Here is a 12,693-nt window from a genome sequence, read left to right as displayed (position 1 = left end):
GACCCCATGTCACTCCCGCACGCGATCCTCACCGCCCTGCTGGAAAGGCCGTCCTCGGGGCTGGAGCTGACCCGCCGTTTCGACAAGTCGATCGGCTACTTCTGGTCGGCGACGCATCAGCAGATCTATCGCGAGCTGGGGAAACTCGAGGCGGAGGGCCACATCCGGGCCCTTCCGTCGGAGCAGCCGGCCCGTGGGCAGAAGAAGCGGTACGAGGTGCTGCCGACGGGCCGGGACGAACTGGCCCGCTGGACCGCCGCGTCCCAGGATCCCAGGCAGTACCGCGACAGCCTGTTCCTGCGGCTGAGGGCGGCGGCCGTGGTCGGCACCGAGGGCATCGAGGCCGATCTGCGCCGCCATCTGGAGGTGCACGGCAAGCTGCTGGCCGAGTACGAGGAGATCGAGAAGCGGGACTTCCCGCCCGGGAAGGACAGCCCGCAGGACCGGTTGCAGCACCTGATCCTGCGGGCGGGGATCGATCTGGAGACCTTCTGGACGCGGTGGCTCACCCACGCGCTGGAGGAGTTCGCCGAGCTGCCCGATCAGAGCCGGTAGGGCTTGGCGCGACGGCGCAGGAACCAGGCCGCCGCGATCCCGCCGATCCCGACGAGGGCGGCGCCGGCACCCAGGGTGAGCGGACCGTAGTCCTTCGCGGCACCGCCGAGGCCGCCCATGACGCCGCGCGACGGGGAGGCCGTGGCGGAGATCGTGGGAGTGGTCGTCGTCGAGACGATGACCGACTGGGTGCCCGCCGTGGTGTTGTTCGAGCACATCACGATGACGGTGTAGGTACCGGGGCTCACGTTCGACCAGGCGGCCGACTGCAGGGAAGTCGTCCCCGACAGCGTCACCTGACGGCCCTGGGCGAAGTTCGCCTGGCCGCTGTTCAGGAGCGAGGCGGTTCCCCAGCTGCCGTTCACCTGGGTGCAGGCACTGGTCGTGACGGACACGGTGGATCCGGTGGTGCTGACCGAGATCCCCGAAGCCGCGGCCGCCGGTACGGCGGCCAGCGCGATGGCGGCGGCAGCGGTCAGGCCGGAGCGGAGGAGAAGCTGAGTAGTACGCATGGACTGCCCTCCGGCGGCACGGTTGGCGGTACATCCGTAGCGCCGCCGAGGTCGGGAATCGCCCGTGCGCCTCAGGGGCAGCCAACGTGCCCGCGGCCCGGCGCGCACCCGGACCGCCTCCGGGCAGGTGACGGATTCCTTCGTACGGCCCAGGCGTGAGGTGCCGTCACGGCTCCCCGCCGCCGGTCGTCACCGTCCGCTCCGCCGAGAATCCGCCCCAGGTCCCGTCGGGCAGCCTGGCCCGGATCCGCACCCGGTGGGTGACCCCGGCCTCCCGGCCCGCATAGAAGTCGTACGTCGCCCGGCCGCTCGGCGGGTTCCCGCCGAACACCAACGAGGTGGCCGGACGGCCGTCCAGGTGGACCTGGTACTCCGTGACCACGCCGTCCGCGCGCGGCGGGACCCAGGAGAGGGCGAGGTAGTACGCCCCGTCGTCGCCGAGACGCGTCGCCGCGCGGAAGCCGGTGGGTGCCGTGCCGCGACCGTCGTCGGTGCCCGGCGCGGTGGTGAGGCGGACGGTGCCGCTCGCCGGGGAGACGTTGTCGGCCGCGTCCCGGGCGCGCACGGTGAAGGCGTAGCGGGTGCCCGGCCGCAGCCCCGTCACCACGGTCGCCGTCTGGTTCCCGCCCACGCTGTGGATCTTCGTGGCGCCCTGGTGGATGTCGTACGACAGCACACCCCGGTCGTCCGAGGACGCGGACCAGGACAGCTGTACGGCCCGGCTGCCGATCACCCGGCCCTGCGGCCTCCCGGGCGCTGTCGGCGCCGAACCGTCCGCCGTCACGGCCGCCGGCGTGGTGGCGCGGACCTCCCGGCTGCTCGGGCCCACCCGCCCGTCGGTGTCCCGCGCCCGCACGGTGAAGACGTAGGTGGTGGACGGCCTGAGCCTGGTGACGTCCACCATGTGCGCGGAACCCGGTACCTCCTTCACCTTCGTGGTGTCGCGATACACCTCGTAGGCCTTGACGTCCCCGTCGGTCGCGTTCCACATGACGTGCACGCTGGTCGCGCTGCCGGCCGCGGCGGTGATGCCCACGGGTGCCGCGGGGAGCCGGCGGGCCTCACCGTCGCCGTTCCAGGCGCAGGAGGCGAGGAGCGTGAGCATTCCGCAGAGCATTGCGCGGAGTGCTCCGCGGAGTGCTCCCGGCAGTGCGAGGGCACGGCGCACGGACGGCCTCCCCGGGACGGTATTGGTCCGGACCAATATGGCGCCGTCGGCGGGAGAACATCAAGAGGGCCGTCGTGGGTGACCGGACGGAACGGTTACGTATGCTGAAGCTCCTCACGGTCGAACTCCCCTTGAGGGATCGGGAGTTCGTGCCGTTGGCGCGGGCCGCTGTCGTCGCTGTTCCCGCGCCGGACGCGGGCGGCCGGGCGGCCGGAGCCGACGCGGGCTCAGGCGCCCGGCCCCTGTCGCCAGTTCGGGGACATGTGCCACCGACCAGGGGGTGTGCACCGTCCGGCCCCCTATCGGTGGCCGCTTGATCGGAACGGCAGCAGATTTGGCTGAGTGTCCGTCAATGTCCCCCAGGAGAGGGTCCCTCATCGTGCGTGTGCAGTCACTGACGCTGGTCGCGGCAGGAGCCGCCCTGCTCGCCGCTCCGACGATGTCGCCCACTGTCGAGCCGACGGCCCGGCAGGAGCCGGTGGCCGCTCGGCACGAGGGCGACGTCCGCGCCGCCGATCTGCTGGCCAAGGTGCGTGACTGCGCCCAGGTCTCGCGCGGCCGCTACCGCAGCGACGACGGCCGGCCCGCCACCATCCCCGTCTGCGGCACCCGGGAGGCCGTCTTCTGGAAGGCGGACATGGACATCGACTGCGACGGCCGGCCGGGCCTGCGCTGCAACCGCGGTACCGACCCGTCCTTCAGCGCCGCCACCGCCTACCAGCAGTCCGACGGCCGCCAGCTGAACGCCGAACGCCTCCCGTACATCGTCGTACCCACCCCGAGCGCCATCTGGGACTACCGCGCGAGCGGCGTCCGCGGCGGCTCGGTCGCCGCCGTCATCCACCGCAACCGGGTGCAGTACGCGGTGGTCGGCGACGTGGGCCCCCGCGGCATCATCGGCGAGGCCTCCTACGCGAGCGCCGAGGCGCTCGGCATCGAGCCGGACCCGCGCGGCGGCGGCACGGCCTCCGGGGTCACCTACATCGTCTTCAAGGACTCGCAGGTGAAACCCATCGAGGACCATGCCGCCGCCATCGCGACGGGGGAACGGCTGGCCCGCCTCTTCGTGCGCGGCAGCTGACCTCAGATCTTGCGGTAGGTGTACGCCTCCGCGGCCGCCGCCTCCACCGCCGCAAGGCCGGCGCCCGTCGCCGCGGTGACCACCGCCGCCACCGCGCCCTCCACGAACGGGGCGTCCACCAGGCGGGTGTCGTCCGGGAGTTCGTCGCCCTCGGCGAGCAGCGCCTTCACGGTGAGCACCGCGCTGCCGAGATCGGTCAGGACCGCGACCCCGGCACCGCGGTCCACCGAGGCGGCGGCCGCGGCGATGAGCTCCGAGCTCGTGCCCAGCTCGCCGCCCTCGGTGCCGCCCGCCGCGGCGACGGGTACCGCGACCCCAGGGCCCGCCAGCCCCTTGGCGAGCTCCGCCACCGACGCGGCCACGTCCGCGCTGTGCGAGACCAGCACGATCCCGACGAGCTTGCCGTCACTCACCGTCGGCCTCCGTGAGCGCGGCGATCAGCAGAGCGGCCGAGGTGGCCCCGGGATCCTGGTGCCCGATGCTGCGCTCCCCGAGATAGCTCGCCCGCCCCTTGCGGGCCTGCAACGGCGTCGTCGCCAGGGCGCCCTCCTCGGCGGCGGCCCGTGCCGCGACGAAGCCGTCGCCGAGCGCGTCCACGGCCGGCACCAACGCGTCGATCATGGTCTTGTCGCCGGGCGCGGCACCACCCAGCGCCATCACCGCGTCCACTCCGGCCCGCAGCGCCTCGGTGAACCGGTCCTCGCTCACCTCCGCGTCCTCCCCGAGCGCCTTGCCGGTCCGCCGCAGCAGCGTGCCGTACAGCGGCCCGGACGCCCCGCCGACCGTCGAGATGAGCTGGCGTCCGGCGAGCGTCAGCACCGCACCCGGGGTACCCGGTGTCTCCTTCTCCAGCACCGCCGTCACGGCGCGGAACCCCCGCAGCAGATTGCTGCCGTGATCGGCGTCCCCGATGGGCGAGTCGAGGTCCGTCAGCCGTTCCGCCTCACGTTCGACGGACGCGGCGGTCGCTGTCATCCAACGGCGGAAGAAGTCGGCGTCGAGCACTGGATCTCCTTGCGTGGTAGGTACGTTGACTGCTCGCTGCCGTCGGCTCACATGCCCCAGCGCAGCCCCGCGGTCTTCACCGGCTCGTCCCACAGTCGCAGCAGTTCCTCGTCGATCTGGCACAGGCTGACCGAGGCGCCCGCCATGTCGAGGGAAGTGACGTAGTTGCCTACCAGCGTGCGGGCCACGGCCACGCCCCGCGCGGTGAGCACCCGCATCACCTCGGCGTTGAAGCCGTACAGCTCCAGCAGCGGGGTCGCTCCCATGCCGTTGACCAGCAGCAGGACCGGGTTGCGCGGGTTCATGTCCTCCAGGATCGCGTTCACCGCGAAGTCGGCGATCTCGCCGGAGGTCATCATCGACCGCCGCTCCCGGCCCGGCTCGCCGTGGATGCCGATGCCCAGTTCCAGCTCCCCGTCGGGCAGGTCGAAGGTGGGGCTGCCCTTGGCGTACGTGGTGCACGCGCTCAGCGCGACGCCGAAGCTGCGGGAGTTCTCGTTGACCTGGCGGGCGATCGACTCCACCCGCTCCAGCGGCTGGCCCTCCTCCGCGGCGGCGCCCGCGATCTTCTCCACGAACAGGGTGGCGCCCGTGCCGCGCCGGCCGGCCGTGTACAGGCTGTCGGTGACCGCCACGTCATCGTTGACCAGCACCTTGGCGACCTGGACGCCCTCGTCCTCGGCGAGTTCGGCGGCCATGTCGAAGTTCAGGACGTCACCCGTGTAGTTCTTCACGATGAACAGCACGCCGGCCCCGCTGTCCACGGCGGCCGCCGCCCGCACCATCTGGTCCGGGACCGGGGACGTGAACACCTCACCGGGGCACGCCGCCGACAGCATGCCGGGGCCCACGAAACCGCCGTGCAGCGGCTCGTGCCCGGAGCCGCCGCCGGAGATCAGCCCTACCTTGCCGGCCACGGGCGCGTCCCGCCGTACGATCACGCGGTTCTCGACATCGACGGTGAGTTCGGGATGGGCGGCCGCCAGGCCTCGCAGGGCGTCCGCGACGACGCTCTCCGGGACGTTGATCAACATCTTCATGGAGGACCTCCTGATGGCCGAAAGGCTGCTCCTGGCAGTATCGGTCCTCAGAAGGCGCGGGTCACGGGGGCGAAGGGTCCTGGGTGCGTCGTACGGCGTGCGGTGCGGGGGTCAGCGGCCGCCGGGTCCGCCGCTGCCGAAGGAACCGCCACTGCCCTCGCTCCACTGGGGCCGTTCCCTCTCCGGGCCGGTCCGGGTGCCGGAATTGCCGAACGCGGGCGACTCGTGCGGGGTCATCCGGTGATCGCTCCGGGGCACCTCGTCGGGCTCCCGGTTCTCCACGACCTCACGGACGGGTCCGCCCTCCGGCAGCCGTGGCTGCTCCTCGGGGGTCGGCGGCGGGAGCTCGCGGCGCCGTAGCCGGGAACCCAGCCAGAAGGCACCGATCAGCAACGTCACGACCACGACACCAGCGACGATCAGCCCGACGCCGACAGCGCCGCGGCCCGCGGCCACGTCCATCCATGCAGTAGTCATGGCACGCGAGTACCCCTGGCCTCCCGCATGAACCACAACGGAAAATCCGGCCGCACCCCCTGGGGAACACCGGGTTTGACACGATCCACCGCGGCTACCCGCGCGGTGTGACAACGACGACGACGCAGCAGGAGCTCTTCCGATTCCTGGAGGACCGCTTCGCGTGTGCGCAGGCGTGCACCGAGTGTGCCCGGGCGTGCGCGCTGCGGGCGAGCCTCGTGGATCCGGACGGCACCGAGCAACAGGAACTCGTACGACGCAAGGGCATCATGTGCGCGGAGGTCTGCGACGCGACCTGCCGACTGCTGTCCGAGCAGAACCGACTGGACGAGAACGGCATCCGCGTCCAGCTGGAGTGGTGCAGGACCGTGTGTCTGGAGACCGCGCACGCCTTCGACGCGATGCCGGGCGGCGAAGAGGGCGCGAAGGCCTGCCGGACGTGCGCACAGGCCTGCACGGACTTCATGGCCACACTGCGCTGACCACGTTCGGCCTCAGCCCCGGCCGAGGGTGTGCCCCAGGCGTACGTTCCAGCGCCCCGCCCGGCCGCTGAGCTCGACCGCCGACAGCGGTGGGACGTCCGTACGCCAGAACGCCGACTCCGGTGCGCCCAGCGCCCGGACGACCGCCGCCCGCACGATCTCCGGCTCGGCCACGGCGACGGTGCGCCCCTCGCCCTGGGCGACCGTGTCCAGCCACGAGCCGACCCGGTCGCACACCGCGCGCACCGATTCCCCGCCGTGCGGCGCGGCCTCGGGGTCGGACAGCCAACGCGCCAGCGCCTCCGGCTCTTCGGCGCTCACCCCGGCCAACGTCGAGCCGCGCCACCGCCCGGCGTCCAGAGCCGCCAGCAACACGGCGTCCGCGGCGTCGAGTCCGAGCGCGGCGGCCGTCTCGCGGCAGCGCACGGTGGGGGAGCAGAGGACCCGTTCCGCCACCGGCAGCGAGCCCGCTGCGGCCTGGGCGAGGCGGCGGCCGGACGCGTCGAGAGAGCAGCCGTCATCGAATACGGCCTCCCGCAGCGCCTTGGTGACCGCCGGTGAGATCAACGTCACTCGACTCGTCATACGCCCGTTCCCCCGCTCAACAGCCCCTCCAAGATCGGTACTTGACGGGCCGAACGGCCCTCGCCGGGCGCTCGGGGTGCTCCCGTGCGCTCTTGGCCGCACCTCTCCCACGCGGTACCGTCTCGTCGATATCGACGACGGTTCGGTGGAAGCCGGTGGGATTCCGGCACGGTCGCGCCACTGTATGCCGGGAACGCCCTTCGGGTGCGGGCCGGGTGAGTCAGACCCGCCCCGTCGTCCTGTGCACCACTGACACGGGACGCGAGTTCCCCCAGGAGGTACCTGCCATGGCGCAGTCCGTCGCCCCGCCGACCACCGGTTCCACCGCGGTACCAGCAAAGCTGCCGATCGGCGCCATCGCCCCTTGGGCGGTCTTCTTCGGCGTGCTGATGCTGGTCCTGCTCTACTTCGTCGGCGCCGAACAGGGCGCCACCTCCCTCATCTCCGGTGAGGGGGTCCATGAGTGGGTGCACGACGCCCGCCACCTGCTCGGCTTCCCCTGCCACTGACAGCGACGAGGAAGCACTCCTGCGCATGAACTCCGCAACTGTCAGAAACCTGCTGGTCCGTGGCATGCTCGCGGGCCTCGCCGCGGGCCTGGCCGCCCTCGTCGTCGCGTACTTCCTGGGCGAACCGCGCGTCGACCAGGCCATCGCCTTCGAGGAGGCCCACGCCCACGAGCACGGCGGCGAGGAACTCGTCAGCCGCACCCTGCAGTCCACCGCGGGCCTGTCCACCGGCGTCCTCGTCTACGGGGTCGCCTTCGGCGGCATCGCGGCGCTCGCGTACTGCTTCGCGCTGGGCCGGATCGGCCGCTTCGGGCCGCGCGCGAGCGCGCTGCTCCTGGCGGCCGCCGGACTGGTCTGCGTCTACGTCGTCCCGTTCCTGAAGTACCCGGCCAACCCGCCGGCCGTGGGCGACCCCGACACCCTCAACCAGCGCACCGCGCTGTTCTTCCTGATGATCGTGCTCAGTGTGCTGCTGGCGATCGGGACGGTCATCCTGGGCAAGCGCCTCGCGCCGCGCCTGGGCAACTGGAACGCCACCGTCGCGGCGGGCGCGTTCTTCGTCCTCGCGGTCGGTCTGGCGTACGCCTTCCTGCCGTCGTTCAGCGAGGTCCCGGAACACTTCCCGGCCGGCCTCCTGTGGCAGTACCGGCTTGCCGCCCTCGCCGTCCAGGTGACCCTGTGGACCTCCTTCGGGCTGGTCTTCGGGCTGCTGGCGGAGCGGCTGTTGGCTCCGAGGACGGCTGCGGAGAAGGCCGCTGCCGCGCGGCCGGCTCCCGTGGCCCACTGAGCCGTTCAGGCGTCACCGCACCGACGAAAGGGCCCCCGGTACTCCGGGGGCCCTTTCGTGTGCCCTCGCCATTCCCAATTTCTGGAACACGTTCTACCGTGTGCGCCGACAGGACCGGTCCCGGGGAGCCTGGAGGCGCCGTGCATCTCGAATACACGCCCGAGCAGCAGCGGCTGCGCACCGAACTGCGCGCCTACTTCGCCGAGCTGGTGCCCGAGGACTCGCTCGCCCGCCACGGCGACCGGCGGGAGCAGAAGCGCTACTACCGCGACATCATCCGGCGGCTCGGCGCGGACCGCTGGCTCGGCGTGGGCTGGCCCAAGGAGTACGGCGGACGCGGGCTCAGCGCGATCGAGCAGTTCATCTTCTTCGACGAGGCCGCCCAGGCCGGTGTGCCGCTGCCGCTCATGGCACTGAACACCGTCGGACCGACGATCATGCAGTTCGGCACGGACGAGCAGAAGGCGTACTTCCTGCCCAGGATCCTCTCCGGCGAGATCGACTTCGCGATCGGCTACAGCGAGCCCGACGCGGGCACGGATCTGGCGTCCCTGAAGACCCGAGCGGTGCGTGACGGCGACGCGTATGTCGTCAACGGCCAGAAGATCTGGACGACCAACGGCGACACCGCCGACTGGGTCTGGCTCGCGACCCGCACCGACCCGTCCGCCCCGCCCCACAAGGGCATCAGCATGCTGCTGGTGCCGACCACCGACCCCGGCTACTCCTGCACCGTCATCAACACACTCGCCGGCCACGACACCACGGCCAGCTACTACGAGGACATCCGCGTCCCCGTCACCCGCCGCGTCGGCGCCGAGAACCAGGGCTGGCGGCTGATCACCAACCAGCTCAACCACGAACGCGTCACCCTCGCCGCCCACGGCACCATGGCGATCCGCGCCCTGCACGACGTCCAGCGCTGGGCCACGGAGACCAAGCTCGCCGACGGCCGTCGCGTCGTCGACCTGCCCTGGGTGCGCCGCCTTCTCGCCCGGACCCACACCAGGCTGGACGCCCTCAAGCTCCTCAACTGGCAGATGGTCAGCGCGGTCCAGGACGGCACGCTCACCCCGCAGGACGCCTCCGCGGTCAAGGTGTACGGCTCCGAGGCCCGCCGCGACGCCTACGCCTGGCTGATGGAGATCGTCGGCGCGGCGGGCGCCCTGAAGGAGGGCTCCGCCGGCACGGTCCTCCATGGGGAGCTGGAACGCGGCTACCGCTCGGCCGTGATCTTCACCTTCGGCGGCGGCAACAACGAGATCCAGCGGGAGATCATCTCGTGGATCGGCCTGGGGATGCCGCGGGTACGGCGTTAGCCTTCGTGACATGGGTGATCCCGGACTGTTCACACCGAAGTCGGTGACCTGGCAGATGCACGGCGACCCGATGATGTGGGTCGCCGGTGTCCGCGCGCTCTATTTCCAGGCCCTGCACCCGCGTGCGGTGCGCGGGGTCATGCAGAACTCCGACTTCCGCAAGGACGCCTGGGGCCGGCTGCTGCGTACCGCGAACTTCGTCGGCACCATCAGCTACGGCACCACCGAGGCGGCGGAGAAGGCGGGTGCTCGCGTCCGGAAGATCCACACCATGCTGTCGGCCGTCGACCCGGACACGGGGGAGCGGTACGGCGTCGACGAACCCGAGCTGCTGTTGTGGGTGCACTGCGCGGAGATCGACTCCTATCTGCATGTCGCGCGCCGCTCCGGATTCCGGCTCACCGACGAACTGGCCGACCGCTACATCGCCGAACAGCGGGTCGGCGCCCGCCTGGTGGGCCTCGACCCCGACGCCGTACCCGCCGACCAGGCGGAACTGGCCGCCTACTTCGAGAAGGTGCGCCCCGAACTCGCCGTCGGACCCGAGGCACGCGCCGTGGACGACTTCCTGCTCCGCCCGCCGACGCACCCCCTCCTCGTCCCGGCGCGCGAGGTGCTGTGGCGGCGCGTGGCACAACTGGCGTACGCCTCTCTGCCGCCGCACGCCCACGAGCTGTACGGCAGACCGGCCCCGAAACCCGCCACCGTCACCCGCCAGTTGCGTGCCACAGGCACCCTTCTGCGCGGTGTCCCCGCACGTCTTCGCTGGCAACTCCCGCCCAAACACATCCTCCGGGCCATGTCACGGCTCGGCCCCGGCTCCCGCCCGACCCCGTACAAAGTGGGTGGATAGCTCGCCATACTGGACGGGCCAGGGGCGGGGCGAGACCATCGGGGGCGATCGCAGCAGATGGGGGACAGCAAGCTGATCCAGGGCCGCTACCGGCTGCTCGATCCGATCGGGCGCGGCGGCATGGGCGAGGTGTGGCGGGCGCGCGACGAGTCGCTGGGCCGTCGGGTCGCCGTGAAGTGCCTCAAACCGCTGGGTCCGTCCCACGACCAGTCCTTCACCCGGGTGCTGCGCGAGCGGTTCCGCCGAGAGGCCCGGGTGGCCGCCTCCCTCCAGCACCGCGGGGTCACCGTCGTCCATGACTTCGGAGAGTCCGACGGAATCCTCTACCTCGTGATGGAGTTGCTGGAGGGGCGCAACCTCAGCCAGCTCCTGGAGGACAACAAGCATCACCCGCTGCCCGTCGCGGACGTCGTGGAGATCGCCGACCAGGTGGCGGCGGCCCTCGCCTACACCCACCAACAGGGCATCGTGCACCGCGACTTGAAGCCCGCGAACATCATGCGGCTCACCGACGGCACGGTGAAGATCTGCGACTTCGGCATCGCCCGCCTCGGCCACGACATCGGCTTCACCTCCCGCCTCACCGGCACCGGCATCGCCATGGGCACCCCGCACTACATGTCGCCCGAGCAGATCGGCGGCTCCGAGGTCGACCAGCGCAGCGACCTGTACTCGCTGGGGTGCGTGCTCTACGAGATCGCCACCGGGGTACCGCCGTTCGACCTCGACGACGCCTGGGCGATCCTCGTCGGCCACCGCGACACCCCGCCCCGCCCACCGCGCAGCCACCGCGCGGAGGTCCCCGCGTACCTCGAGAAGATCATCCTGGATCTGCTGGCCAAGCTGCCCGAGCAACGCCCGCACGACGCCCGCGAGGTGGGCCGCCGCATCAGCCTGGGGCGTACGACACCGACGTACGTGCCCACCGTCGTGACACCCCAGCCGACGCTCGGGCCCGAGCCCACCGCCCGCGCGGCCCGGCTGCCGTCCTGGACCCGTGGCATGACCACCGGCCACAAGGCCACCGGCGCCGGCCTCGCCGCCACACCACCGGACGCCGGAGCGGGGCTCACCGGCGAGTGGATCCCCCGGCCCCCCACCGGACGGCAGGTCGAGGAATCCGGCCCCTTCGACCCCGCCGCCCCGCCCCCGGAGGGGCTCACCGCCCTGACCGGACGGCACAACGCGGGGCTCAGCCTGGGCCGGCTGGGCCGCTGGGCGGAGGCGGGCGAGGTGCACCGCGCGGTGGCCGCCGAGCGCGAGCACCTGCTCGGCCCCGACCACCCGGACACCCTCGCCAGCCGCTACGAGGTCGCCTTCACCCTCAGCCGCACCGGCCGCGCCGCCGACGCCCTGCGCGAGTACAAACACGTCGCCCGCAGCCGCAGTCTCGCCCTCGGCCCGGACCACCCCGACACCCTCGCCGCCCGCCAGGAAATGGCCTATGTGCTGGGCCAGTTGGGCCGCCACTTCGACGCCCACCAGGTCTACACGTCCGTCCTCGCCGCCCGTGAGCGCACCATGGGCGCCGACCACCCCGACGCCCTGCGCTGCCGCCACAACCTCGCCTTCAACCTCAGCCGGCTCGGCCGCCTGGAGGACTCCTACCGCATGGCCTGCGACGTCGCGGCGGCCCGCGCCCGCGTCCTGGGCCCCGCCCACCCCGACACCCTGGTCACCCGCTACGAGGTCGCCTACGCGCTGGGCCAGTTGGGACGCTGGCCGGAAGCCCTGCAGACCTACCACGAGGTCGCCGAGGCCCGCGCCCAGGCCCTCGGCCCCGACCACCCCGACACCCTCGCCGCCCGCTACGAGGTCGGCATCAGCCTCGGCCGCCTCGGCCGCAGCACGGAGGCGCTCCAGCTCTACCGCGACCTGATCGACGACCGCACCCGCGTCCACGGCCCCGCCCACGCCGAGACCCTCCGCGCCCGCCACGGCCTCGGCGTCAACCTCGGCCGCCTCGGCCGCTGGGAGGAGGCCCTCGCCGAGTCCCGCGACGTGTGCGCCATCCGCGAGCGCGTCCTCGGTCCGGAACACCCCGACACCCTGGTCAGCCGTCGCGAGGTCGCCGTGGGCCTGGGCTGGCTGGGCCGGTGGGCCGACGCCCTCACCGAGTACCGCAGAGTCGCCGCCGCCCGCGAACGCGTCCTCGGCGCCGACCACCCCGACACCCTCGCCAGCCGCAACGACGAGGCCCACTGCCTGGAACAGCTCGGTCGTGGCGCCGAGGCCGTGGAGCTGTACCGGAGGGTGGCGGTGCTGCGACAGCAGCGGGCGTCCCAGGGACCCTGACCCCGTCGCCGTACCGCCGTACACC

General features: G+C 72.2%; 15 protein-coding genes and 1 riboswitch. Of the genes, 8 read left to right on the top strand and 7 right to left on the bottom strand.

The features are described 5' to 3' along the window. Positions 1-6 precede the first annotated feature (6 nt). Entirely contained in the window at positions 7-555 is a 549-nt protein-coding gene (locus tag ACIOHP_RS21350) for a PadR family transcriptional regulator (RefSeq protein ID WP_361544185.1), read from the top strand. Here the strand turns inward: ACIOHP_RS21350 and ACIOHP_RS21345 are convergent. Together ACIOHP_RS21345 and ACIOHP_RS21340 are read right to left on the bottom strand one after the other, a co-directional pair. Beyond that, positions 543-1,067, bottom strand: a complete 525-nt coding sequence (locus tag ACIOHP_RS21345) for a hypothetical protein (RefSeq protein WP_361489081.1) — start codon at positions 1,065-1,067, stop codon at positions 543-545. The two genes, ACIOHP_RS21350 and ACIOHP_RS21345, sit on opposite strands and share 13 nt — an antisense overlap. Positions 1,068-1,233: 166 nt before the next feature. Next, positions 1,234-2,172: a fibronectin type III domain-containing protein gene (locus tag ACIOHP_RS21340; protein WP_401889647.1), complete on the bottom strand. Its 939-nt coding sequence runs from the start codon at positions 2,170-2,172 to the stop codon at positions 1,234-1,236. Between the two features lie 442 nt (positions 2,173-2,614). On the opposite strand from ACIOHP_RS21340, the gene ACIOHP_RS21335 reads away from it, so the two are divergent. Beyond that, positions 2,615-3,316 (top strand): glycoside hydrolase family 75 protein, encoded by a 702-nt coding sequence (locus tag ACIOHP_RS21335; RefSeq protein ID WP_401889645.1) that lies wholly within the window; start codon positions 2,615-2,617, stop codon positions 3,314-3,316. Positions 3,317-3,318: 2 nt separating this feature from the next. Here the strand turns inward: ACIOHP_RS21335 and ACIOHP_RS21330 are convergent, their stop codons facing one another. The 4 genes from ACIOHP_RS21330 to ACIOHP_RS21315 form a co-directional block, all read right to left on the bottom strand. After that, the gene (locus tag ACIOHP_RS21330; protein ID WP_401889642.1) at positions 3,319-3,729 is read right to left on the bottom strand and encodes a PTS-dependent dihydroxyacetone kinase phosphotransferase subunit DhaM; all 411 of its coding nucleotides are present in this window, start codon (positions 3,727-3,729) and stop codon (positions 3,319-3,321) included. Further along, complete coding sequence (gene dhaL / locus ACIOHP_RS21325; protein WP_361544195.1) at positions 3,722-4,321, bottom strand: dihydroxyacetone kinase subunit DhaL; 600 nt, start codon at positions 4,319-4,321, stop codon at positions 3,722-3,724. Before dhaL ends, ACIOHP_RS21330 begins: the two co-directional genes overlap by 8 nt. A gap of 47 nt (positions 4,322-4,368) precedes the next feature. After that, complete coding sequence (dhaK, locus tag ACIOHP_RS21320) at positions 4,369-5,361, bottom strand: dihydroxyacetone kinase subunit DhaK (protein ID WP_351688169.1); 993 nt, start codon at positions 5,359-5,361, stop codon at positions 4,369-4,371. Between the two features lie 111 nt (positions 5,362-5,472). Beyond that, positions 5,473-5,838 carry a DUF6479 family protein gene (locus ACIOHP_RS21315; protein ID WP_401889639.1) on the bottom strand — a complete coding sequence of 122 codons (366 nt, stop codon included), beginning with the start codon at positions 5,836-5,838 and terminating at the stop codon, positions 5,473-5,475. 107 nt (positions 5,839-5,945) lie between these two features. Between ACIOHP_RS21315 and ACIOHP_RS21310 the strand changes: the two genes are divergently transcribed. Continuing rightward, positions 5,946-6,320 (top strand): ferredoxin, encoded by a 375-nt coding sequence (locus ACIOHP_RS21310; RefSeq protein ID WP_401889636.1) that lies wholly within the window; start codon positions 5,946-5,948, stop codon positions 6,318-6,320. A gap of 12 nt (positions 6,321-6,332) precedes the next feature. Here ACIOHP_RS21310 and ACIOHP_RS21305 read toward each other — a convergent pair whose 3' ends face one another. Next, positions 6,333-6,905, bottom strand: a complete 573-nt coding sequence (locus tag ACIOHP_RS21305) for a histidine phosphatase family protein (protein ID WP_401889633.1) — start codon at positions 6,903-6,905, stop codon at positions 6,333-6,335. Between the two features lie 95 nt (positions 6,906-7,000). Next, a riboswitch (cobalamin riboswitch) is annotated at positions 7,001-7,154 on the top strand. A 38-nt stretch (positions 7,155-7,192) separates the two neighbouring features. On the opposite strand from ACIOHP_RS21305, the gene ACIOHP_RS21300 reads away from it, so the two are divergent. From ACIOHP_RS21300 to ACIOHP_RS21280, 5 genes are all read left to right on the top strand, one after another. Then, positions 7,193-7,414, top strand: a complete 222-nt coding sequence (locus ACIOHP_RS21300) for a CbtB-domain containing protein (RefSeq protein ID WP_266896598.1) — start codon at positions 7,193-7,195, stop codon at positions 7,412-7,414. A 25-nt stretch (positions 7,415-7,439) separates the two neighbouring features. Then, the gene (locus ACIOHP_RS21295; protein WP_361544207.1) at positions 7,440-8,201 is read left to right on the top strand and encodes a CbtA family protein; all 762 of its coding nucleotides are present in this window, start codon (positions 7,440-7,442) and stop codon (positions 8,199-8,201) included. Between the two features lie 140 nt (positions 8,202-8,341). After that, positions 8,342-9,520 (top strand): acyl-CoA dehydrogenase family protein, encoded by a 1,179-nt coding sequence (locus ACIOHP_RS21290; protein WP_361544210.1) that lies wholly within the window; start codon positions 8,342-8,344, stop codon positions 9,518-9,520. A 10-nt stretch (positions 9,521-9,530) separates the two neighbouring features. After that, entirely contained in the window at positions 9,531-10,373 is an 843-nt protein-coding gene (locus ACIOHP_RS21285; protein ID WP_401889630.1) for an oxygenase MpaB family protein, read from the top strand. 57 nt (positions 10,374-10,430) lie between these two features. Beyond that, a complete protein-coding gene (locus tag ACIOHP_RS21280; protein ID WP_401889628.1) occupies positions 10,431-12,668 on the top strand; it encodes a tetratricopeptide repeat protein in 2,238 nt (745 codons plus the stop codon). The last annotated feature ends 25 nt before the right edge of the window (positions 12,669-12,693 follow it).

The sequence above is a fragment of the Streptomyces sp. NPDC087859 genome (genome assembly GCF_044742595.1).
In the GTDB taxonomy this organism is placed as follows: Bacteria; Actinomycetota; Actinomycetes; order Streptomycetales; family Streptomycetaceae; genus Streptomyces; species Streptomyces canus_F.
This window is presented reverse-complemented; position numbering and strand designations above follow the sequence as displayed.

Coding starts and splice junctions, on each gene's coding strand:
- ACIOHP_RS21280 (WP_401889628.1), top strand. CDS start 10,431: ATGGGGGACAGCAAGCTGATCCAGGGCCGCTACCGGCTGCTCGATCCG.
- ACIOHP_RS21285 (WP_401889630.1), top strand. CDS start 9,531: ATGGGTGATCCCGGACTGTTCACACCGAAGTCGGTGACCTGGCAGATG.
- ACIOHP_RS21300 (WP_266896598.1), top strand. CDS start 7,193: ATGGCGCAGTCCGTCGCCCCGCCGACCACCGGTTCCACCGCGGTACCA.
- ACIOHP_RS21315 (WP_401889639.1), bottom strand. CDS start 5,838: ATGACTACTGCATGGATGGACGTGGCCGCGGGCCGCGGCGCTGTCGGC.
- ACIOHP_RS21295 (WP_361544207.1), top strand. CDS start 7,440: ATGAACTCCGCAACTGTCAGAAACCTGCTGGTCCGTGGCATGCTCGCG.
- dhaK (WP_351688169.1), bottom strand. CDS start 5,361: ATGAAGATGTTGATCAACGTCCCGGAGAGCGTCGTCGCGGACGCCCTG.
- ACIOHP_RS21340 (WP_401889647.1), bottom strand. CDS start 2,172: ATGCTCACGCTCCTCGCCTCCTGCGCCTGGAACGGCGACGGTGAGGCC.
- ACIOHP_RS21305 (WP_401889633.1), bottom strand. CDS start 6,905: ATGACGAGTCGAGTGACGTTGATCTCACCGGCGGTCACCAAGGCGCTG.
- ACIOHP_RS21345 (WP_361489081.1), bottom strand. CDS start 1,067: ATGCGTACTACTCAGCTTCTCCTCCGCTCCGGCCTGACCGCTGCCGCC.
- ACIOHP_RS21350 (WP_361544185.1), top strand. CDS start 7: ATGTCACTCCCGCACGCGATCCTCACCGCCCTGCTGGAAAGGCCGTCC.